Raw genomic sequence first — 22,974 nt, 5'->3', positions numbered from 1 at the left:
CATGCCAATTATTGAAAAATTTTTTGAATCAAAAGAAGCGTTAAATGCCGAGCTATCTACATCGCTTGAAGTCGCATTAACTTCAGGAATTGAGGCTGGCGGCCGTGCAACATTGCTTGTTTCAGGTGGTTCTTCACCGGCACCGGCTTATAAACATTTATCAGGTTTAGCATTACCATGGCATAAAATTGATGTCGCGATGGTCGATGAACGATGGGTAGATGCTCAGCATGAAAAGAGTAATGAAACGTTTATTAAGCAAACTTTGCTTCAAGGTCACGCTAAAGATGCGAATTTCGTGACTATGAAAAATGCCTCAGACTCAGCTCAAGCGGGTGTGGTTGAATGTGAAGCAGCTTATCAAACACTTAAGCAACCTTTTGATGTGACGATTCTAGGCATGGGACCAGATGGCCATACGGCATCGTTATTTCCTCATGCAACGGGTTTGGAGCATGGCTTGACGACTAAACAGCTCGTCTGTGCAATCAATGCACATAAAAGCGAAGTAACAGGGGACATTACTGAAAGAATGACGCTTAGCTTAAGCGGTATTCTTAATTCTAAAGTGATTAAGTTGTTGATCAGTGGCCAAGAAAAGCTAGCTGTTTATCGAAAAGCAAAACAGAACCTCGATGTGGCTCAAACGCCTGTCAGTGCCGTACTTCAACAAGAAGATGTTACGGTAGAGGTGTATTGGGCACCTTAATTATTGTGTTTAAAAGATGAATAAAAAAAGCACCGAAAGGTGCTTTTTTTATTGAGTCCACTTTGTTGTTTGAGAGTCATCACAGTAAAAAAGGAAGTGATGGAGTATTAATGACAAGAAATTCTATTAAATCGACTTTAAATATGTTGGCTTTTTTAAAAAAGGCACGGTAGAATACACAAATGACAGCGCTGTCATTTGTGTATTCTACCGTAAAGTATGGTTTATTTATCCTGCCCGATAATTTAAACAGAGCAGCTCTATGGTCCCCTTGAATAAACACGTTGCAAGTTTGTTTTATACACTTATCTTGATGCGGTTCTTTTTCTTTGAACCGTAGTTCAGTCTAAAGGTCAAACCAGTCAATCCGACTCTTCGTAAAATCGCTTAGGTATTGATTTTAAATGCTATTTTCTGCTGTTATTTTCTTCGATAAATTTGGTTACACTTTTGAACCTAGGTATCTCACCGCTTATATCTTTACATTCCTATGTAACGCTAGGTACTATTGGAACCGCAAAGGGGCAGAATGCAACGAGCATGTTTCTATGTTAATTTTTTGTATTTTAAATCAGTGTCAAACTGTTTTTTTGTACAAAAAACGCAAAAAAAATGTAGCGAAGTTGTAATTTTGCGTGTATGGTTTGTTACTAGATGACAGCGTTGTCATCATCACTGGGCAGAAGTGATATAAAAAACCAACAAAATTGATTCAAGGGGAATCCTGTGTTAGCTAAAAATTTCAAAAAAAGCTTATTAGCAGTAAACATCGGTCTTGTGATGACTGCAGGTTTTACTGGTACTGTTTATGCGGCTGAAGAAGCCAAAGTTCAAGAAGATGTTGAAGTCATTGAAGTACGCGGTATTCGTCGCTCTTTAGAAGCGGCTGTTAATACTAAGCGTTTTGCCAATGCTGTTGTTGATTCAATTTCAGCAGAAGATATTGGTAAATTCCCAGACAAAAATATTGCTGAATCACTTCAACGTGTTGCTGGTGTATCTATCAACCGCGGTTTCGTAGGTGAAGGTGCTGAAGTATCAATTCGTGGTGTTGATCCAACGCTAACTCAAGTTCAATTAAATGGCCAATTTGTAGCTTCTACAGCTTGGTTCTCTCAAGGTGCAAACAAGCGTAGCTTCAATATGGACCTTTTGCCTTCAGAAATGATTGCTGGTCTTGAAGTTTACAAATCTCCTGTTGCATCTTTAGACGAAGGTGGTGTGGGTGGTACAGTTGTTATGCGTACTCGCAAGCCTTTAGAACTTGATTCTCTTACTGTTTATGCATCTGTAGAAGCAAATACAAATTCATTAAGCGACGACAATGGTTTCGGCGCGACGGTTCTTGGTAGCTGGAAAAATGAAGATGAGACATTCGGTATCATGGCAATGGGCTCTCAACTAGAGCAAATTGGTCGTGGTCGTAAGTCTGAAAACTACTGGGAAGAATCATGGTCAGCTTCAGGTATTGCTGGTTTTGATCAAGACCGTGAAAGAACTGCTCTTGACCTAACTATGCAGTTTGCACCATCAGATGATTTAGATTTCACGCTTCATTATCTTCGTACAGAGCTAGATGCTTTCAATACAAACCAAAACTTTTTAACAATTGGTGCTAACGGCGACACGATGACTAACGTTTCTGGTCGTACAGCGCCTAATGGTTTACCTCTAGTTGGTACTGTAAATGATGCAGGTTGGTTAGCACAAGATACCAATACACGTAATGCTGTCATGACAAGTAACGTCATCGACCTTCAAGCTTCATACCAAGGTGATACATATAAGCTATCTGGTGCTATCGGTAAAACGTGGGCAGACGGTGGTAATGGTGGTAACGCTAATGGTTTATGGGGTCAACCTGTTAATGCTTCTACAGGTATTACTGTTGATGTGAACATGGACCTAGCTAACAGCATGATCATGATACCAAATGGTGTTGATTTACGTGATCCTTCTTGGCAGGCCTTCCAAGGTCATTCTCTAGCTCGTACAGAATTAGAAGATGAAGAAGTGTATGCACAAGTTGATTTAGACCTTGATGTTGATTGGGGTGCAATCACTCAATTTGAAGCTGGTTTAAAAGTTCGTTCACATGAATTCTCAAACGCAGCTTATGGTGCAACAATTGATGCATCACAGTTAAACTTTAATAACATTGGCGATCTTTCAGATGGTTACTTATCTGACTTCGGTGAAGTTGTAACCGGTGGCACACCAACTTCTTACGTTAAGCTTGATGGCAAAGCGTATTGGAATGCGCTAAACAACGCAACTACAGCTTGGGATTTCCAAGAAGGTAACTGGGGTAGCGTTAAAGAAGATGTGTTTGCAATGTATGCTCAAGGTAACTTCAGTGGCGATAGCTACCGCGGTAACTTAGGTCTTCGTTATGTACAAACTGACACTGAAGGTTCAGCTTATAACGGTAACCTAACAGGTAAAGACGTATTCGAAGGTAATTATAGTGATTGGTTACCAAGCTTCAATGCGGCATTAGACATCAGCGAAGACATGATTTTACGTGTATCTGCTGCGAAAGTAATGACGCGTGCAGGCTATAGCCAGTTAACTCCAGGTTATAAAGGCTTACCACAAACTCCACCAGAAAGTGGTCGTTTACAAGCGTCTCGTGGTAACCCTGCGATCGAACCGTTCCGCGCTAACCAAATGGATATCGGTTTAGAGTGGTACTACAACGAATCATCTTTAGTGTCGTTCGCAATCTTTAATAAAGACATTGCATCGTTCATTTCGACTAAGAAAATCATTGAAGATTTAACAGATGTACCAGTACCTGGTCGTTATGAAGTAAGTGTTCCTGACCAAGGTCGTGGTGGTAAAATTGAAGGTGCTGAATTCCAGTTCCAAACAAACTTCGGCAACGGTTTTGGTATGTTGTTCAACTACACGTATGTTGATGCAACAGGTGAAACAGATGATGGCGATAAAATCCGTCTTCCAGGTTCGTCACGTAATGCTTACAACTTAACTGGTTACTACGAGAACGAAATGTTTACTGCTCGTGCAGCTTATACTTCTCGTGACGAGTTCTACGCTGAAGGGACTGCACTAGGTAACGGTAACGATTTCTTCTCTGACCAACAGTTCCTAGATGCGTCTGTTACTTGGCATGCAACTGAGCACTTAGATGTGTCTCTAGAAGGTGTTAACTTAACAAACGAAATCACTAACCAATACTTCGGTGGTGGTTTGAACACGCTACGTGTTGTTACTGATAACGGTTCACGTTATGCCGTTAAAGTTGCATACCGTTTCTAATTACCTCGTGTAATTGATTCTTAAAAGGGAAGGCATAGCCTTCCCTTTTTTAATTAATCCCTTTACTGTTGTAAAAGAAAAAATTCTATTTATATGTCTAGGAGGAGAGCGTGATGGCTATAAAAGCAATCTTAGACTCAATTGTCATTGTAGGTGGTGGAACAGCTGGTTGGTTAACGGCGGCCAACTTAGCGAAATCTTTAAATTGCGATAAAAACGATGCAATCAAAATAACCTTAATCGAGTCTCCTAATATTCCAACAATCGGTGTGGGCGAAGGCACTTGGCCAACGATGCGTAAAACGTTAGCCAAAATCGGTATCGATGAGAGTGAATTTATAAAACAATGCGGCGCATCATTTAAACAAGCAACAAAATTCGTCAATTGGAAAAGTAACCCACTCAATGGCGAAAATAATCATTATTATCATTTGTTTTCTTCCATTTATGATCCTACCGATTTTAACTTATCTCCTTATTGGAAGCTTGGCTATGCAGGCGATGAGTCACTTACTTATGCTAATGCGGTGAGTCCACAAGCGTTATGCTGCGAATTAGGCTTAGCGCCGAAGCAAATTACAACCAAAGCTTATGATGGGCTGCAAAGTTATGCGTATCACTTAGATGCGGGTAAGTTTTCTGAAATGTTAAAAAAACATTGTACGGAAAACTTGAACGTTCATTTTATTGCCGATGATGTGACTGAAGTGTGCCTCGATGAGACAGGTTCGATCTCAGGCGTGAACACCCAAAATAGTGGCTTGATAGAAGGTGACTTTTTTGTTGATTGCACAGGTTTTTCATCGTTATTGCTCGGTAAAGCACTTAACATTGGCTTTAAATCGGTCGCAGATACCTTACTGACCGACTATGCCGTCACAGTACAAGTACCTTATGACGATCCTAATGCTGATATCAGTAGTTGCACAATTTCAACCGCCCAAGAAGCAGGATGGATTTGGGATATAGGTCTTGCAAACCGCCGCGGCATTGGGCATGTCTATTCATCAAAGTTTATGTCTCATGAAGACGCTGAGCGCATCTTACTCGAGTATGCTGGCCCACAAGCTAAAGGTTTGATGACTCGAAAAATAAAAATGGAAGTGGGTTATCGCGAAAAATTTTGGCATAAAAACTGTGTGGCGATTGGTTTGTCTGCCGCTTTTGTTGAGCCGCTTGAAGCATCCGCTATTTTCTTGATTGAAGCCGCATCAAATATGCTCGCAGAGCAATTTCCTCGTCAGCGAGTTGGGATGGAGTATGCTGAAAGAAAATTTAATGAATCATTTAAATTCCGTTGGGATAAAACCATTGATTTCATCAAGCTGCATTACGTTTTATCAAAACGCGATGATCCGTTTTGGCGAGCAAATAAAGACGAAATGACGATCCCTGATTCCCTCAAAGCGCAATTAGCCCATTGGTCAGTTCAACCTGTGAGTAATTATGATTTTGCCAATGTGTATGAACCCTTTCCACTAGAAAGCTACCAGTTTGTTCTTAATGGAATGGGGTTCGAACAAAACTTAGAGCCGAGTCGGGCGTTATTTCCGATGGTAGATAAGGCAACCATGAGTTTTGATAAAGTGAAAAAAATAACTGAATTTGCAGTCAAAGACTTACCCACTAACCGAGCGCTGTTGAATAAAGTGCATCAACATGGTTTTAGTAAAATTTAGTGAGTCTGTATGCCTAAGAGAGGCTGATATGAAAAAACGAATTAATGATGTAGTTATTGTCGGTGGAGGAACGGCTGGTTGGTTATCAGCAGCGTTACTGGCAAAAAAATTAAACATACTTGCGCCCGATTCAGTCAATATTACCCTTGTTGAATCACCAGATATTCCAATTATGGGGGTGGGTGAAGGCACTTGGCCAACGATTAGAACCACTTTGCAAGAAATAGGGATTGATGAAGTCGAATTCATCACTTTCTGTGAAGCCAGTTTTAAACAAGGAGCTGAATTTGTAAACTGGTCTAATACACCCACAAATGGTCAATCAAGCAGCTATTTCCACCCGCTCAATGCGGTGTTTCATGCTTCTTATGATTTTAATCTGGCCCCGTATTGGCTGGCGGGTGAACTAGGTGAGATGCCTTATGATCAACTTGCTGCTTCTCAAAGTCGCGTTTCACAATTAGGCTTAGCGCCTAAGTTAATCACTACGCCGCAATACCAAGCGATACAAAACTATTCTTACCATCTTAATGCGAATAAGTTTGCCGAGTTACTGACAAAGCATTGTGTTGAAAAGTTAGGCGTCAAACATATCAGTGCGAATGTCACTCAGGTGAACCTGAGTGTAGATGGCAATATCAGTTCTGTTTTGACCGATATCGCTGGTGACATTAAAGGCGATCTTTTCATTGATTGCTCTGGCTCAAAAGCGTTACTGCTTGGCGAAACATTGGGCGTGAAATGGAAAGGGATCAGTGACATCATTTTTAATGATACTGCGTTGGCATTCCAAGTTCCTTATCAATCAGACACATCGCCTATAGCGTCTAATACCATCGCAACAGCACACGACGCGGGTTGGACCTGGGATATAGGTTTGCAAACTCGCCGAGGCGTTGGGTATGTCTATAGTAGTCAACATACAAACGATGTGGAGGCAGAACAAGTCTTGCGTAATTATGCTGGCAAGATGGCTGAAGACATCGATGTACGAAAAATCAATCTGAACCTGGGTTACCGAGAGAAATTCTGGCACAAAAACTGTGTGGCCATTGGTATGTCAGCCGCATTTATTGAGCCATTAGAAGCATCGGCAATTTTTTTAATTGAAGCGGGTGTCAACATGATTGCGGATCAATTCCCGCGAGACTTTGCAGCGATGCCGTATGTTGAGAAAAAGTTTAATAATACTTTTTCACTGCGTTGGCAAAAAAGTGTTGATTTCATCAAACTGCATTACTGTATTTCAAATCGCAGAGATACCCAATATTGGGTTGATAATTGTGACCCGAAATCCATTCCTGATTCGTTACAAGAGAAGTTGGCTCACTGGCAATATCATCCGCCGAGTAAACATGACTTTGACAATGCATTTGAACCGTTTGTCCTCGATAGCTACTTATTTGTTTTATATGGCATGGGCTTTAAGACCAATCTGGCAGATAATTTATCCGCTTTCCCTCATGTTGCCCAAGCCAAGATGAAAAAGCAGCAAATCGACAAACTCACTGAACAACTGATCAGTCAATTGCCATCAAATCGTGATCTTATTGATAAAATTAAACAATATGGCATGGCAAAATTATAGAAGTGACACAGACGCTAAAAGTTACTATCAATAGGGTTTTGGTGAAGGCATTTATTTTTTAGCTTGGATGGGGAAACTGCATTTTTCCCCTTCCAATTTATAGCTAAAACCAGTAGCCTTAAGGCCAACAGTAAGTTGAACACATTAAAATAGTATTTATTGGAGCAGTAAAATGACGGATTCAAATATTCAACCGTTACACAATGTAACACATGCGAAAACTAAAATTAAAAACGGCATCAACACTGAATTTATGAAAACTCAACATTTAGTGCCTATCGTGGCGCATGAGTTTTCACGTGTAGCAAACGAATACCCAATTGTATATGTAAAAAACGCAGAAACAGGCGAGTTTCAGCCAGTTGCGATGCTAGGCCTTGAGCCAAACGAAAACCTATTCATCAAAGATGGAAAATGGGAAGGCATGTACATTCCACATGCATTAGTTCGTTACCCATTAGCATTGGTTGCTAACCCTGAAGATAAAGAAAAGCTAATGGTTGCGATTGTGCAATCAAGCGATTTAGTAAACGAAGAAGAAGGTCGTGAGTTATTCGACGAAAAAGGCGAAGAAACTGAATACCTTAAGCGTCGTAAAGAGTCATTAATCTCTTACCTTGAGTTTTCACAAGTTACAGCTGCATTTTCTAAATACTTAGCAGACAAAGAGTTATTGTCAGCGCAAACGCTAACGATTGAAATCAACGGTGAAAAACGTGATATCAACGGTATCTACTTAATTGACGAGAAAAAACTAAACGAATTATCTGACGAAGATTTCCTAGATATTCGTAAGCGTGGTTTCTTAGGTCCGATTTATTCTTTCCTAACGTCTATGCATCAAGTGAATCGTCTAGCTCGTATTAAAGCAGACCAAAACGCGCAATAAGCGATGTTTTAAATAAAAAAAGAGCGATTATCGCTCTTTTTTTATGCCTGAGATTTACTTTTGTCATCCAGCGTGATGGTTTATTCAGAAATTAGCTTAATTGACAGGCATGAAAAAAGCACCCGAAGGTGCTTTGAGTGCAAGTAACAAACCCATTGAGGTTATGCTGTTTCAGCATGGCTCTTAAGCATGCTGTAAAGCTCATCTTTAAGCTTTAAACGCTTTAGTTTCAGCCCTTCTAAATAATTATCTGTGGTGTTTTCGACACCTTCTTCGATGCGGATCACTTCATGATCAAGTTCATGATACTCTTTGAATAGGCGAGAGAAATGTCCGTCATTCATTTTTAGTTCGCGGATCTCTTCTTTAAATTCAGGGAATTCACGGTGGATGTCGTGTTTTTCAATATTCATAATGTTTATCCTATTGTGCGCAGTGAATACAAGTTTGTACATAAGGGAGTGCGGTTAAACGCGCAGCTTCGATAGGCGCTGCGCATTGGCTGCACTGACCATAGTGTCCATGATTAATTTGAGCAATGGCGGCATTGACGAGTATCAACTCTTCTTTGGCTTGATGATGGATTTCATCGAGCACTTGATCGTTTTCTGTCTCAGTCGCTTGTTCGGCAAAATCAGCTGCTCGACCGTTTTTAAAGTCTGTCTCGATAGCTTGAATACGGCTTAGCAATTCACGTTGTTTGTTTTCTAGTTGCGATAATAGCGTTGCTTGGGCGGTCATATTCGTCTCCTTATTCCTTGATACTTACGTTACGCCTTTTGAAAATTAAAAACTTGATCTAGAACAACAAGCCATGCAAATTCCATTTATCGCAATTGTTTGTAATGCTCATGTTAATTTTGCACAGTGATTGCATAATTTTATCAATAGGTGTGAGTCAATAAGAATGAAAAAATCCACATTGTTGAGCTTAATAACAGCAACCTTGATGTCATCGGCGGTTTACAGTGCAAGCCAACCCATCGCAATCGCTATTCATGGTGGAGCAGGCACGATAGAAAAAAGCCGTTTCACTCCAGAACAAGAAGCGGCATACCGAGACACGCTGCGCCAAGCAGTTGAAGCCGGTTACGCTCAGCTAGAAAGGGGCCACACCAGTTTAGATGCAGTGACTCAAGCCATTACGATTCTAGAAAACTCGCCATTTTTTAATGCAGGAAAAGGGGCTGTGTATACTCACGATGAAAGCCACGAAATGGACGCCTCCATTATGCTGGGTCAGTCGCGTGAAGCGGGAGCCGTCGCCGGCGTTAAACATATTGAAAATCCGATCAACTTAGCGCGCCTTGTAATGGAAAAGTCAGTGCATGTGATGCTCAGTGGTCAAGGCGCTGAGGAATTTGCTGTCAGTCAAGGTATGACGCTTGTTGATAACTCTTTATTTGATACTCCACATCGATTAGACGCACTCAAACGCGCCAAAGAAAAGTTAAAACAGGCGCAAAAACAGCTTGATTACCAAGCTGCCCATCAAGCATTGCCGATTGAATATAAAGTTGGAACCGTTGGAGCGGTTGCCCTTGATAAAGCAGGCAATATCGTCGCAGGGACGTCCACCGGAGGCATGACCAATAAACGCTTTGGGCGAATTGGTGATTCACCTATCATTGGAGCGGGCACATTTGCAGATAATCAGTCTTGTGCGGTGTCAGCCACGGGGCATGGTGAATATTTTATTCGTTACAATGTTGCGGCTGATATTTGTGCCCGTGTGCAATATCAAGGAAAAAGCATTGCAACAGCTGGTAAAGAGGTAATTTTTGGCCCGATGTTAAGCGCTGGGGGCACTGGAGGGGTGATCATTCTTAATACCAACGGTGAGATCAGCATGCCGTTTAATACCAAAGGCATGTATCGCGCCAGCAAAACCAATACTCAACCAACTTATGTCGGGATCTTTGCCGGCGAATAGGACATGAGCTCAATTTTAAATGATTCCCTTGTTGCTTTTCAGCAAGGGGTTACATCTGATTGAGCATAAATTGAATGATTAACGCGTTGGCAATATCAATAAAAAATGCCCCAACAAGTGGCACTATAATAAAGGCTTTAGCAGATACGCCAAATTTATCGGTCACTGCATTCATATTGGCAATAGCAGTCGGCGTTGCCCCTAAGCCAAGGCCAATGTAACCCGATGCGATGACTGCTGCATCATAGTCTTTTCCCATCAACCGAAAGACAACAAACATAACAAACAGTGTAATGACCACAACTTGGGCGAACAATAACACTAAAATAGGCCCAGCCAACGCAGTCAATGTCCAAAGTTGTAAACTCATTAATGACATCGCTAAAAACAGCCCCAAACTGACGTCAGAAATTAAATTGAGCGAATGGGTACCCGTAGGCCAGTTAATTGATTTAATCATCATCGGGACTGAATTGGTTAATACGATCCCCGCAAATAAAGCCGTAACAAATTCAGGTAGTGCCAAGCCTAAAGACGCCAAAAGTCGATTGAGTTGCAGGCCAAGACCAATCGCGATGCTGATCACTAAAACACAATTTAAAATCGTCTCGACCGATATTTTTTCGCCTTGGCTATAATCACCACTGATCGCAACGGCTGAAGCTTGTTGGCCGCTCAATTGATGGCGTTTGATTAAAAACTGGGCGATTGGGCCACCCAGTACCCCACCGAGCACTAAGCCAAATGTTGCACAGGCAATGCCAATTTCCATCGCATTTTCAATGCCATACCGAGAGGAAAAAATAGGAGCCCAAGCGATTGCTGTACCGTGACCGCCACTCAAGGATACGGAGCCACCAAGCACACCTGCGGCGGAGGGTAAACCTGTAAACTGGCTGACGGCGATGCCGGTTAAATTTTGTAACACTAGGTAGATAATTGCCAAAACTAATAAAATCAATAATCCTCGCCCCCCTTGTTTGAGCGAGGTAAAACGTGCTGAGAGCCCAATCGTTGTGAAGAAAATTAATAAAAATTGATCGCGAGCATTCAGCTCAAACTCAACGACATAATCAAACATTAAATACAACGCACCAGTTATTAACGAAGCGACCATACCGCCTGTCACAGGCTCTGGAATATTAAACTCTTTTAAAAAGCTGATGTGTTTATTTAAAAACTTACCGAGAAATAAAACAAAAATTGCAATGATAATGGTCTGTCGTTGGCTTAATTCAAGCACCGTAAATCCTTTTAAGCTGTTTACTGAACAACCCATCTTACCGTCAATACACCAATCAGTCAGTGTTTATTGGGTCTTGAGCGCTGACATTAGTTGTTACATTTATCTATTTATTACCTGAACTCAATTACTTGCTGTGGTTCGAGCAGTGTAATAAAGTTGGGAACTTATTGATATTAAGGGAAATCACATTGAAAAAATTACATTTACTCAGTAGCGCTTTATTAATGAGCACTTTAGGGGCCGCCAATGCGAGCAATGACGATCCCTACATTTGGCTTGAAGATGTCCAAGGTGACAAAGCGCTCAATTGGGTCAAACAACAAAATGATGCGTCACTCGCGCAACTCAAAGCACACGCGAGTTACCAGCAGGTATTTGATAATACGCTGTCAATTTTAAACGACAAAGAGCGCATTCCATACGCATCTGAGCGTGCAGGTTATTATTATAATTTTTGGCGTGATGAAACACATGTCCGCGGCGTATATCGTCGCACGACATTTGAAGAATATCAAAAAGTCTCGCCAAAATGGGAGACCGTCCTTGACCTTGATGCCCTCGCCAAACAAGAAAATGAAAACTGGGTGTATAAAGGAATGGATTGCCATTATCCGGCCTATCAGCGTTGTTTATTATCGCTCTCACGCGGTGGCGCTGATGCAACCGTAGTGCGAGAGTTTGATATAACCACTCGCACCTTTGTGAAAGATGGTTTTAGCTTAACCGAAGCCAAAAATGCCATTAGTTGGTTTGATGAAAACTCGGTCTTTGTCGGAACCGATTTTGGCCCAGGTTCAATGACGGATTCTGGTTATCCAGGTGTAGTGAAACTGTGGCAACGTGGCACGGCGTTGAGTGAAGCCAAGACGCTTTATACTGCAGACAAACAGTCAGTCTCTGCAGCAGGATATACCGCTTATGATGGCGATAAGGCTTATCATTTAATTTACGATGGCACGAGCTTTTACACCAGCGACATGTATTTAATGCATGAAGGCAAACAAGTTAAATTGCCTATTCCCAATGATGCCGATGTGAAAGGCCTCAATAATGGCAAAATTTTTATTGGCTTAAAGTCTGCGTGGCAAGGGTTTTCACAAGCGGAAGTGATTTACACGGATGTGAATGATTTAATTGCCAATAAAGCTCGTTTCAAAAGCTTTATCAAACCGACTGAGCAGGTATCAATCAAAGGCATCAATTTCACCAAGTCAGCCATTTTGGTCACGGTGATGGAAGATGTAAAAAATAAAGTTTACCGTTACAGTGAACAAGCCGATGGCCAATGGCAGATAAAACAAATTGGTTTTCCAGAAACCGGCACTGTGTCAGTGTTTAATACTGACACTGATAAAGATGACTTTTTTGTCAATTACACGGATTTTTTAACCCCTTCAAGCTTGTATTTAGTGTCGGGAGATGATCTGAAAATTACCAAATTGAAAGGGGCTAAATCTCAATTTGATAGCAGTCAATATGTTGCCGAACAGCGTTTTGCTACGTCAAAAGATGGCACCAAAGTCCCGTACTTTATTGTTCATGCCAAAAATATGAAACACAATGGTAAAAATCCAACTTTGCTGTATGGCTATGGTGGATTTGAAGTCTCTATGCAGCCTTACTATTCGGCCAGTATTGGTAAAAACTGGTTAGAGCAAGGGGGTGTATATGTGTTATCAAATATTCGTGGTGGTGGCGAATATGGTCCACGCTGGCATCAAGCAGCATTAAAAGAAAATCGCCATAAAGCCTATGAAGATTTTGAAGCCATTGCCGAAGACTTAATTGCGCATAAAGTGACATCGCCGAAGCATTTGGGGATCCAAGGGGGCAGTAATGGTGGTTTGTTAGTTGGTGCGGCGTTTACTCGTCGTCCGGATTTATACAATGCGGTTATTTGCCAAGTGCCTTTACTGGATATGAAGCGCTTTAACCAATTGTTGGCAGGCGCCAGTTGGATGGGGGAATATGGTAACCCAGATATTGCAGAGCAGTGGGATTACATCAAAACGTATTCACCTTATCACAACCTCGATAAACAAACTAAATATCCAAAAGTGTTCTTTACAACATCAACCCGTGATGATCGCGTACACCCTGCGCATGCACGTAAAATGGTCGCGAAGATGAAAGCAATGGGACATGATGTATTGTATTTCGAGAATATGGAAGGCGGCCACGCTGGCGCTGCGAATAACGAACAACGTGCAATGGTCAGTAGTTTAAGCTTTGCTTATTTAATGGATCGTTTGCAATAATCGAGTCAAAATTATCCATTTAAAACGGCACCCTATGCGGGTGCCGTTTTTATTAACGGTGTTGACTTTCGATCTGATTTTTAATACTAAGGCTTTATTTTTCGCCATACTTCGGTTTCGAGTACGCCATTGACCATTCCTTGATGGTGCCAATAAATGCTTTCGACGCCATCCACTTTGCTGGTTTCTAACCATCCTTTGAAGGTGAATGTTTTGCCTTGATGTTCATCACTGCTTCCGGCGGTAATGATTTCAGAATAAGTGTCGCGCTCAGTTTTAAATTCGCCAGCGAGATAACCATTAAATACGCCCTCACGCATATTTGTTAAGGCAAATTTATCCCCTTTGACCGTTTTAATCGCCACAACGGTTTGATTATCAGCTTTTATTATTTCTCCACTTTTAAGCGTGTATTCGCCTTTGATGAAATACCATGCGCCATCATATGTCCCGCTGATGGCTTGAGTGCTGACAAATAAGAATAGGGGCAATAAAAATTTCATAGGTTACTCCTTGGTTATTTTTTTGCACTGTATCAACCATGGTCCATGATTTCGATGTCTGTGATGTGAAATCAGAAAAAATTCAGCTTTTAAATCGTAGGTTTAAAACAAAAAGAGCCGTTAATCTGTGCTAATGTTAATGGTATCAATTTGTGACTCTTTAATTCGATGATATGACACATACGCATATGCCGACATGGATATCGACTTGGTTGTTAGTTTCCAGTGTATCTTATGTTTTTTTTAGTGCGCCACTTTGGGCCCGTGAGTCTGATGCCAACTCCGATTTTTTTGCCTTGAGCATTGAAGATTTAATTAATGTTGAAGTGAGTATTGCCTCGAATAAAAAAACCACTATTCGTGAGCAGCCCAGCACAGTGACTTTATTAAACGCCGAACAAATCGAGCAAATGGGTGCACTGTATTTAATGGATCTCCTCAATCAAGTCCCAGGTTTTTGGGTTGGGACAGATACTATCGGTACATTTTCTGCCAGCTTTCGGGGTGTGTGGGGAATGGAAGCAAAAATTTTATTATTGATTGATGGCATAGAGCAAAATGAGTTGGCATTTGGCTCTATGGTGCTGGGCAATCGTTACCCGACAAATTTGATTGATAAAGTCGAAATTATCCGTGGGCCTGGTTCAGTTAAGTTTGGTGGCCAAGCCGCACTTGCGGTGATCCGCGTGACGACCAAAAGTGTCAGTCAGCTAGGTAGCTCAGTGTCGTTTGCGAGTCATTTAGGAAAAGGAGGCAATCATCAAGGGAATGTCAGCATTCGCTCAGCCCATGAAGTTGCACTGAACCATCAGCCATTGCGCTTGGGGTTTTCTGCTTCAATGGGTCAAGGAGATTATAGTGATAAGTTATGGACGGGGTTGGATGGTTATCAGTTTAACTTAAAAGATAATAGCAATTCTCAACCGACGGAAGTGAACTTAAATCTTGACTATGCTGGCTGGCGAGTGACTTATCAGCATCATGAGTTTGAGCAAGAAGATAAATTATTGTTTGGAGATTCAGGTTTATTTTATTCGCCAAATCAACGTTATACCCAAGCCAATTTATTATCATTTTTGCATCAAGCCATCAATATTAGTCAATCATGGCAAGTTACAAATTCATTCAATATCGAAAGCCGATTGAGTCATACACATCAAAAGCCTTGGAATAGTGAAGGACAATATCAACACCGGGTGTCCCGTACACTCGATCGAACCAGTTTCGATTTAACCGCAGTCGCATCTTTGTCTGAACGTGCGAGTGTGTTATTTGGAACCTCCCTCTATCAAGAGCGTGCGAAAGTCACCAACTCATATATTTTTGATCCCAAGACTCGCTATCAAGGCCAGTCTACTGCCAAAATTAATGATGCTGCGGTGTTTGCTCAATATGAATCATCGTTTGATTGGGGCAACTTAACGGTGGGGGGGCGATTTGAAAACCATGAATATGCAGGCAGTAAGTTTGTACCTAGATTGTCTGTGACTAAACTGTGGCAGCAGTTACATCTTAAATTTGTTTATAACGAAGCCTTCAAAATACCGCAATTTGATACGGTAGCCAGTGCTGCAAATGCAAATCAGCCGATAGAAAAGCCAGAAACAACTAAAAGTTGGGAAATGGAGTTAGGTTATCAGTTCAATGAGTCATTGGCGTTTGTCAGTAATATCTTTTTGCAGCACATTGATAACTACATAGGTTTTAATCCACAAACTGCTTCAAATGCAACGCTGGGAGATTTAGGTAGCTACGGACTCGAATTACAAGCCCATTGGCAATACCAACAGTTGGGTGTCAATGCCAGTTACAGTTATTTTGCCATTGAACACAACACCATTGACACTTTGAGTGTGGCTGAGCATAAAAATAGTGTGCTGGGGATCCCCAACCATATGTTTAAAATCGATGCTCATTATGCATTTAATCAATCATCATCGTTGCATTGGGTCGCACAAACTGTGTCAGCGCGCTATGCCTGTACAGAGGATGCCAACTGGGTTTGTGGTCAAGAGCAATTAATGTCACCACAGACAGATATGAGGCTCTTTTATCAGTTCACGTCTCACCACTGGCAACTTAGCATGGGGATAGAACGGCTGTTAAATGATGATAATGTGTTTATCCAGCCATATCGGGGGAGCCAGTCACCTATTCAAGGACAAGGCCGCCAACTCATGCTCAATGTAGCTTATCGTTTTTAATTAGCGTAACGAGTACAGAGATTAGATGAATGAATCACGCATTGATCATTTGCTGATAGTCAGTGTGGTAAAAAGTTGGTTAATAAAGCAGTTAAACATGCGGTTAACACCGATTAACGGGTAAACTAACGTTCTTTCAAGTACCAATGTTGTAATTATGAACCTATTAACCACCTATGTGTCGGTCTGTTTTTCTGGGCTGACCAAACTGCAAGCATTAACCCTGAATAAAGAATTAGCCGATGTCGATTACTTTCCTCAAAGTGATTGTCACGCACCTTCTACTAAGCAAAACCCTGCGCCAATATACACTGCCATCTTACCTCTTCGAAGCGAAGTCATCGATGATGTCATGAGTTTTTATATTAAGCAGCAGCTCACCATTGAGCAATGCCGTATTCAAATCTCCATTCCGACCCAAGTCTCGGGTACTAAACCGGTATTTACAGTGCCTCCTATTGTTAATCACATGCTAATACACCTCAATTGTGGGCTGGTGGTGATGACTGAGTAGATTCTTTTGAAGAAATAAAGGCACTCAAAACGGTAGTTAATCTATTGATTTATAACTTCATTTATATTTTTGGGTACTGGCTAACACTGTCCTGCTGTTTATGCAGAAAACGTCAGGTAATAAAATGTGCGACAAGTGTCGCATTTTGTCTTGCATATTTGCGACACTTGTCGCACTATGATGACACATTGATTATTTTTGCAGGTGACACAATGCAACCCACAGCCCCAGAATTAGAAATATTAAAATTACTTTGGCTTAACGAACCTCGCACCGCGCGCGAGCTGCATGATCTGATTGCGCCAATTTATGATTGGAGTTACTCGTCGACACGAAAAACACTCGAACGTATGGGTGAAAAAGAATTTGTCCGCAGCGAATCCCAAGGGAATAAGCGTATCTATTATTCGACGTTAGATAAAATGACGACCCTTGCCCAAATAAGTAAAGACTTTGCTAAACGGGTTCTAGAACTTGATGGCCCTTTGCCAATGGCGATGTTTGCTGATAGTAAATTAATCAACAGCAATGAGATTGATGATTTAGAAAAGTTGTTAAATGAATTAGATTCTCCACAAAAAGGGGAGTAAAACAGATGGATCATTCTGTTATTCTTAGCGCTTTTTTTATCCCATTACTGGCATTTATTGTATGCAGCGCAGTCCTTAGCTTATTAAGTTTGGTGATTAATAAATATGCGCAACAATTGTATTTATGGTCTCGATTTTGGCTGATTTTATTAGTATTGGCGTTGCTGCCATTTTTTCCGTTGTCGCTTTTGCCTTCACAGGCGGTGATCCCCGACATACTTAAACAAGAAATATCCAGTGCTTCAGGGCTATGGCTGGCTAAAGTGCATCAACTTGAACATCAAGTCAGTGCCACTGTGTCGTTTCACGAGTTCATGGTGGTATTGTTTTGGCTGTGTGTGCTGGCAGTTTGTCTGGGGTTAATAAAATTTATTCGATCTGTGCGTAAAGTGACCGCAATAATTACTCAAGCCAAAGCGATCAGCGACTTCAGTTGGTTTACCAGCGCGCAGCAGGACGTTATTCGGCGCAATCGTATTAAAGTTAAGATCAGTCAATTGAGTCATTCTCCGTTTGTATTTGGGTTTTTTAAGCCAGTATTGGTGTTACCGTTTACTTTAAATAAGATGGAAGAAGCGCAGCGACACTTGATTTTTGAGCATGAACTCACGCATCTTAAACGCCACGATCACCGTGCAGTATTGTTGTTTAGCTTCTTTAGTTGTGTTTGCTGGTTTAACCCTTTTATTAAACGCTTCGAACAGCGCTTTATAATCAGTATGGAGTTAGAGTGTGATCAAGCGGTAGTATCGAATCATCACAGTCAAAAAGCAACCTATGCCCGAGCGCTGATCAGCAGTTTAAAACTCAATCAAGCCACCATAATGCAATCGGGAAGCTCTTATTTTGGTGATCCGCTATGCAGTAAACAATTTTTCGAACAACGGATCCGAGCGACGATGGCCAATACACCTGCAACACAACTGGGTGGAGTGCATCGCCTAATGTTAGCGATGATATTGCTGTTTTCATGCAGCTTTATGGTGTTAGCACAATCGCCTCATTTAGTGTTGAGCAGCCCTTTGGGTGATGGGCGAGGGCAACATCCAGTGCAATCAGCGTTTATCAGCTCTGATTTTGATGAAATCAATTTATTTCGTGGCGAAAAACCACATCAAGGTATTGATTTTGCTGCACCTTCTGGCACACCTATTATTGCCAGCTTTAGTGGCAAAGTGCTCATTGCTGATGATACGAGCTTAGCCAGTAACTATGGTAAAGTGATTTTAATTGAGCACGGCCAGCATCAAGGTTTATATGCACATTTAAAAACAATCAATGTCAGTGCCGGGCAAATGATTACTGCGGGTGACGTGATTGGTGAGGTCGGCAGTACCGGGCGAGTGACAGGCCCGCACCTTCATTTTGAACTCCTTAAAAATGGCAGCCGCGTTAATCCACGCCCTTATTTAAACCTTTAATTTCTATTTGTTGCAAATTCAAGGGGCTAAGTAATTAGCTCCTCGCTTCTTTGCGGCCAAAATTTGAGAATTGTATGAAATATTTCCTTTATTTACTGTGTTTGTATGTGTTGTCTTGCTCAAATAATTCAGAGAACTCGCAACATGTGCTTAACCATACACCGTTCACACATCATAGCGATCCAACACAAAATGAGAGTCAGTCGGTACATAAACCAACGCATGATGTACGCCAACAGATCAAAACGTTAGCGGTCGGGCAAACCCTCGATAGTTTATTACTGCCTTATAACCTGAGTATTAAACAACTATGGTCAATCGCGCAGCAGCTCAACCCCATTTTTCCCGCTGAAAAATTAAAAGCAGGGCAAAGGTTTACATTTTATGTTGATGACACACAACTAAGCCGTATCGAATTTAGTCCTATGTTCGCTAAAGAAATTCACATCGTATTAAACGGTGAAAATTGGCAGGTGTCTGCTCATGATACTGAAATAAATAGTGAATATGTGTTTGCATCAGGACGTATTCAAGGCAGCTTTTTTCAAAGTGCCCGTGCGGCAAACGTACCAGTAAGTGTGATTAATCAGTTTTTACTGCTTTACTCCCATCAAATAGATTTTCAGCGAGATTTACGATTTGGTGATGAATTTTCACTGATTTATCACCAGCAATCGTTACAAAGTGCACCGCAACAGGTCAATGTTGGGCAACTTGAGTTTGCATCGTTAAGTGCCAATGGGCGAGAACACAAGTTATATGCTTATAGTAATCAACAAGGAGTGCGTAATTTTTATACTCACGAGGGGTTTCAAGTCGGGAGTTTTTTACTCAAAACCCCTTTAGATGGTGCAAGGTTGTCATCTGGTTTTGGGCTGCGCAAGCATCCGGTATTAGGGTATACGCGATTACACAAAGGCCTAGATTTTGGTGCACCGATTGGCACGCCTATTTTAGCGACAGGCAAAGGTGTGATCGAAAAAATAGGTCGTGAAGGCGGTTTTGGTCTGGTGGTGAAAATAAAACATGCCAATGGTTATCAGACTCTATATGCACATTTAAATGGTTTTGCGTCTGGAATTAAAAAGGGCAGTCGAGTAAAACAAGGCCAAGTGATTGGCTACCTGGGTAATACAGGTTTAAGCCAAGCAAAGCACCTTCATTATGAGATACACAAAAATGGTCGTGCGATTGATCCACTGACATTTAAAGGAAATAGTCACAGCCGCTTAACAGCTAATGAATTAAAAAAATTTACAATTAAAAAACAAAACGTTGAACAATTAGCCGCAACGGGGGAAAAGCAAAAACGCATGCCTTATCAATCCGATTTACACCAAGAGAGCTTAATTGCAGAGTAACGCATCCTGTGACTTTTACCTATGCTGACACTTTTTTACAACTACAGGTACAGTTTTAAACACCTTTACACAAAGTCACCACAGATATAACAGTGCTGCCTGCTTATTATCTTGTAAACCCAACACGATAAGGACGCACTGTTATGACACTGTTTACAACTTCATTACTCAAACCAAATTTACTCGCGCTGTCACTGGCCACTGTTTTTATAACGGCCTGTGGCGCTAGTGATAAAAAAAATAGCTCACCTGAAAAGGCCTTAGAAGGTGTTTGGCTTAAACCCGGTTACGGTGAAATTTGGCAGTTTGATCAACAAGGGCTGCAGATTTATCAATATAATCAGTATGGTTGCCTTAAAACTGATACTCACAAAAACGGGACCCTCAAAGATTTAAAAACCTTAGCTCAAGTGTCGGGTGAACAGCTAGTGATCGCTAATCGAATTACAAGTTCGCTGACATTTGAAAAACAACCCACCTTGCCAACGCCATGTCATGAGGCGAACTTACTCAGTACTAATGATGCACTGGTGACGTTTGACTATGTGTGGCATGCCTTTAATGATTATTATGCGTTTTTCAGTGAACGAAATATTGATTGGCAAGCGCAATACGATCAATATCGACCACTCGTTAGTGCGACCACATCTGACCAAGACTTAGCAGAGATACTGAGAGCGATGATTGAGCCTTTTGGTGATAGCCATGTGTGGTTGAGCGACAGCAAAACATTTGGCGTCGATGCAAGCCCAGCAAAAGGGTTAACAAAGGAAATCGCTCGCGTGATGGAACAGGAAGAGATGGAGGATCCTGAGCCTGTTTTAGCGTATTTTCGTCATCAAATAGAACAGCAAACCTTGAACCAACTGCCAAGTGCAAAAATGTCGCAATATGAAGAGTCTGAGGCAGTTCGCTGGGCAACATTACCAGGAAATATCGGATATTTAAGAGTGGATAATTTGTCGGACTTTTATGATACGGATTCTGAGCCTGCGAGTATTGATCAAACTCTGAGTTATTTTGATGCGCAAATGGACTATTTAGGTGTCGTTATGGATACCATGATGGCTGATTTAGCACAAACAGACGCAATGGTGATTGATTTACGCTTTAATGAAGGCGGATTTGACCAAGCTGGGCAAGTGATTGCCAGTTATTTTAATGACCAAGAACGTCTTTTTGCGTATAAATTTGTTGATAATCGCAGCCAATTAGGAGAAAAAACGGCATTAATAATTAATGTCGCCAAAGGTGTGCCTTACATGCAGCCTGTGTATGTGATTATTGGTGGCACCACCGTAAGTGCCGGTGAGGTGATGACATTAGCATTCGATGCATTGCCCCATGCCACTTTGATTGGCGAGCCAACCAATGGCGCGCTTTCCGATATTTTGCAGTTTAACTTACCTAATGGCTGGCAAGTGGGGTTAAGCAATGAGCGTTATACCGACTTGCAGGGTCAATCGATTGAGAATGTTGGTGTTATGCCAGATGTAAATATGCCTGTCTATTCTCGCCAAGACTTTAATTACAACGCCAATACACCGATTGACTATGTATTAAGAACATTGAATGTGACGCCTAATAATAGTGTTAACAATGTAGAATTAACCGAAAAAGTCACTGAACTGTTTGCACAAACAGGTATTCCGGGCATGTCGGCAGCCGTCATTCAAGACAATAGGATTATTTGGCAACAAGGGTTAGGGGTCAATAACATTGAAACACAACAAGCCATGACCGCCAATACGCCAGTAAATGTTGGTTCAATCAGTAAAGCGGTGCTTGCAGTGGGTATTATGCAACAAGTTGAACAAGGAAATGTGGCGCTCAGTGATAGTTTAATGTCTGCCAACTTACCCTTTTCTGTACAAAATCCGCAGGATCTCGACACACCGATTACCCTACAACACTTGATGACTCATACTTCGGGCATTATCGATAATTTGGGCTATCTATGTAGTTATTATATCTATGACAGCAGTTTATCTTTGTACGGCACGTATGGATTAGCTGACTGCCCGCTTGATGTAAGCACCGATCCTGCAACCTTTTATCAGCAATATTTTACACCGGGTGAGAAGTATCATATGGATAATGTCTTTGTCACTGGTGACGATTCTGGTGCAGGTAAGCAGCATGTTTATTCTAACGTTGCTGCGGGATTGGCCGGTTTTATGGTTGAGCAGCGCCTAAATATCAATTTAGCTCAGTCTATGAAAGACACAGTTTTTACCCCTCTGGGTATGAACGATACAGCCTGGTTACATACTGAACTCAATCCAGAGAACCAGAAAGCCACCCAATATACTTTCATTGACGATGAGCTGTTTGAAGTACCTGAATTTAGTTATCCGACTTTTTATGATGGTGACTTAAATACCAGCGCTCAAGATTTGGCGCGCTTTTTAATCGCGATTACTCAAGGCGGGGAGTTAGATGGTAAACGAGTGTTGTCTGAGCAAAGTGTCAAAACGATGTTAAGTTCGCAAACCAGTGCCAATGTTTTAGATTTTGATACACAAGGGTTGTTCTGGTTTTGGCAAGGACCATTTGTGGGCCACACTGGTGGTGATCCGGGCACTCAGGCCGTGATGCATTACAACCCGTATACGCAATCTGGATATGTCATGCTGCTTACAGGAGAAGATAATTCACTCGCAGATGGTAAGCGTAATGCAACTATTGGACACATTACTCAGCTTCTTTATCGTGCCGGGTTAGCGCATCAATAACAAGCTTATTGAATTCTGTTAAAAAAGTCAGCCAATTGGTGCTGACTTTTTTAATAACAAAA

17 protein-coding genes are annotated in these 22,974 nt (G+C 41.4%); 13 read left to right on the top strand and 4 right to left on the bottom strand.

The genetic code is table 11. From position 1 onward, the window contains the following. The first annotated feature begins 1 nt into the window (after position 1). The 5 genes from pgl to PULV_RS02695 all read left to right on the top strand — a co-directional run bounded on the left by pgl (position 2) and on the right by PULV_RS02695 (position 8,147). The gene (pgl, locus tag PULV_RS02715; RefSeq protein ID WP_086743010.1) at positions 2–709 is read left to right on the top strand and encodes a 6-phosphogluconolactonase; all 708 of its coding nucleotides are present in this window, start codon (positions 2–4) and stop codon (positions 707–709) included. Between the two features lie 726 nt (positions 710–1,435). Then, on the top strand, positions 1,436–3,991 hold the full coding sequence (locus PULV_RS02710; protein ID WP_193330878.1) for a TonB-dependent receptor: 2,556 nt from the start codon (positions 1,436–1,438) through the stop codon (positions 3,989–3,991). A 113-nt stretch (positions 3,992–4,104) separates the two neighbouring features. Continuing rightward, a complete protein-coding gene (locus PULV_RS02705) occupies positions 4,105–5,670 on the top strand; it encodes a tryptophan halogenase family protein (RefSeq protein ID WP_193330877.1) in 1,566 nt (521 codons plus the stop codon). Positions 5,671–5,698: 28 nt separating this feature from the next. Further along, entirely contained in the window at positions 5,699–7,258 is a 1,560-nt protein-coding gene (locus PULV_RS02700; protein ID WP_086743013.1) for a tryptophan halogenase family protein, read from the top strand. Positions 7,259–7,430: 172 nt separating this feature from the next. Then, on the top strand, positions 7,431–8,147 hold the full coding sequence (locus tag PULV_RS02695; protein ID WP_086743014.1) for a SapC family protein: 717 nt from the start codon (positions 7,431–7,433) through the stop codon (positions 8,145–8,147). A gap of 161 nt (positions 8,148–8,308) precedes the next feature. On the opposite strand, the gene PULV_RS02690 is transcribed toward PULV_RS02695, so the two are convergent. Together PULV_RS02690 and PULV_RS02685 are read right to left on the bottom strand one after the other, a co-directional pair. Then, on the bottom strand, positions 8,309–8,560 hold the full coding sequence (locus PULV_RS02690) for a YdcH family protein (RefSeq protein WP_086743015.1): 252 nt from the start codon (positions 8,558–8,560) through the stop codon (positions 8,309–8,311). Positions 8,561–8,570: 10 nt separating this feature from the next. Continuing rightward, a complete protein-coding gene (locus PULV_RS02685; protein ID WP_086743016.1) occupies positions 8,571–8,888 on the bottom strand; it encodes a TraR/DksA family transcriptional regulator in 318 nt (105 codons plus the stop codon). A gap of 166 nt (positions 8,889–9,054) precedes the next feature. On the opposite strand from PULV_RS02685, the gene PULV_RS02680 reads away from it, so the two are divergent. Continuing rightward, positions 9,055–10,080 (top strand): isoaspartyl peptidase/L-asparaginase family protein, encoded by a 1,026-nt coding sequence (locus tag PULV_RS02680; protein ID WP_193330876.1) that lies wholly within the window; start codon positions 9,055–9,057, stop codon positions 10,078–10,080. Between the two features lie 49 nt (positions 10,081–10,129). Here PULV_RS02680 and gltS read toward each other — a convergent pair whose 3' ends face one another. Then, positions 10,130–11,323 carry a sodium/glutamate symporter gene (gltS, locus tag PULV_RS02675; protein ID WP_227009340.1) on the bottom strand — a complete coding sequence of 398 codons (1,194 nt, stop codon included), beginning with the start codon at positions 11,321–11,323 and terminating at the stop codon, positions 10,130–10,132. Positions 11,324–11,550: 227 nt separating this feature from the next. Between gltS and PULV_RS02670 the strand changes: the two genes are divergently transcribed. Further along, positions 11,551–13,584 carry a prolyl oligopeptidase family serine peptidase gene (locus PULV_RS02670; RefSeq protein ID WP_193330936.1) on the top strand — a complete coding sequence of 678 codons (2,034 nt, stop codon included), beginning with the start codon at positions 11,551–11,553 and terminating at the stop codon, positions 13,582–13,584. Between the two features lie 86 nt (positions 13,585–13,670). On the opposite strand, the gene PULV_RS02665 is transcribed toward PULV_RS02670, so the two are convergent. Continuing rightward, complete coding sequence (locus PULV_RS02665) at positions 13,671–14,087, bottom strand: hypothetical protein (protein ID WP_193330874.1); 417 nt, start codon at positions 14,085–14,087, stop codon at positions 13,671–13,673. 173 nt (positions 14,088–14,260) lie between these two features. Between PULV_RS02665 and PULV_RS02660 the strand changes: the two genes are divergently transcribed. From PULV_RS02660 to PULV_RS02635, 6 genes are all read left to right on the top strand, one after another. Further along, on the top strand, positions 14,261–16,291 hold the full coding sequence (locus PULV_RS02660; RefSeq protein WP_193330873.1) for a TonB-dependent receptor plug domain-containing protein: 2,031 nt from the start codon (positions 14,261–14,263) through the stop codon (positions 16,289–16,291). A gap of 157 nt (positions 16,292–16,448) precedes the next feature. Further along, positions 16,449–16,805, top strand: a complete 357-nt coding sequence (locus PULV_RS02655) for a hypothetical protein (RefSeq protein ID WP_193330872.1) — start codon at positions 16,449–16,451, stop codon at positions 16,803–16,805. Positions 16,806–17,017: 212 nt separating this feature from the next. Then, a complete protein-coding gene (locus PULV_RS02650) occupies positions 17,018–17,395 on the top strand; it encodes a BlaI/MecI/CopY family transcriptional regulator (RefSeq protein WP_193330871.1) in 378 nt (125 codons plus the stop codon). Between the two features lie 5 nt (positions 17,396–17,400). Next, positions 17,401–18,816, top strand: a complete 1,416-nt coding sequence (locus tag PULV_RS02645) for a M23/M56 family metallopeptidase (protein WP_193330870.1) — start codon at positions 17,401–17,403, stop codon at positions 18,814–18,816. Positions 18,817–18,890: 74 nt separating this feature from the next. Continuing rightward, positions 18,891–20,177 (top strand): M23 family metallopeptidase, encoded by a 1,287-nt coding sequence (locus PULV_RS02640; protein ID WP_193330869.1) that lies wholly within the window; start codon positions 18,891–18,893, stop codon positions 20,175–20,177. Between the two features lie 143 nt (positions 20,178–20,320). Further along, on the top strand, positions 20,321–22,912 hold the full coding sequence (locus tag PULV_RS02635) for a serine hydrolase (RefSeq protein WP_193330868.1): 2,592 nt from the start codon (positions 20,321–20,323) through the stop codon (positions 22,910–22,912). Positions 22,913–22,974 lie beyond the last annotated feature (62 nt).

Source organism: Pseudoalteromonas ulvae UL12 (assembly GCF_014925405.1).
Taxonomy (GTDB): Bacteria; Pseudomonadota; Gammaproteobacteria; order Enterobacterales; family Alteromonadaceae; genus Pseudoalteromonas; species Pseudoalteromonas ulvae.
Note: the sequence above shows the minus strand (reverse complement) of the source record. Positions and strands in the feature narration are given on the sequence as shown.

Coding starts and splice junctions, on each gene's coding strand:
- pgl (WP_086743010.1), top strand. CDS start 2: ATGCCAATTATTGAAAAATTTTTTGAATCAAAAGAAGCGTTAAATGCC.
- PULV_RS02705 (WP_193330877.1), top strand. CDS start 4,105: ATGGCTATAAAAGCAATCTTAGACTCAATTGTCATTGTAGGTGGTGGA.
- PULV_RS02700 (WP_086743013.1), top strand. CDS start 5,699: ATGAAAAAACGAATTAATGATGTAGTTATTGTCGGTGGAGGAACGGCT.
- PULV_RS02695 (WP_086743014.1), top strand. CDS start 7,431: ATGACGGATTCAAATATTCAACCGTTACACAATGTAACACATGCGAAA.
- PULV_RS02690 (WP_086743015.1), bottom strand. CDS start 8,560: ATGAATATTGAAAAACACGACATCCACCGTGAATTCCCTGAATTTAAA.
- PULV_RS02685 (WP_086743016.1), bottom strand. CDS start 8,888: ATGACCGCCCAAGCAACGCTATTATCGCAACTAGAAAACAAACAACGT.
- PULV_RS02680 (WP_193330876.1), top strand. CDS start 9,055: ATGAAAAAATCCACATTGTTGAGCTTAATAACAGCAACCTTGATGTCA.
- PULV_RS02670 (WP_193330936.1), top strand. CDS start 11,551: ATGAGCACTTTAGGGGCCGCCAATGCGAGCAATGACGATCCCTACATT.
- PULV_RS02665 (WP_193330874.1), bottom strand. CDS start 14,087: ATGAAATTTTTATTGCCCCTATTCTTATTTGTCAGCACTCAAGCCATC.
- PULV_RS02660 (WP_193330873.1), top strand. CDS start 14,261: ATGACACATACGCATATGCCGACATGGATATCGACTTGGTTGTTAGTT.
- PULV_RS02655 (WP_193330872.1), top strand. CDS start 16,449: ATGAACCTATTAACCACCTATGTGTCGGTCTGTTTTTCTGGGCTGACC.
- PULV_RS02650 (WP_193330871.1), top strand. CDS start 17,018: ATGCAACCCACAGCCCCAGAATTAGAAATATTAAAATTACTTTGGCTT.
- PULV_RS02645 (WP_193330870.1), top strand. CDS start 17,401: ATGGATCATTCTGTTATTCTTAGCGCTTTTTTTATCCCATTACTGGCA.
- PULV_RS02640 (WP_193330869.1), top strand. CDS start 18,891: ATGAAATATTTCCTTTATTTACTGTGTTTGTATGTGTTGTCTTGCTCA.
- PULV_RS02635 (WP_193330868.1), top strand. CDS start 20,321: ATGACACTGTTTACAACTTCATTACTCAAACCAAATTTACTCGCGCTG.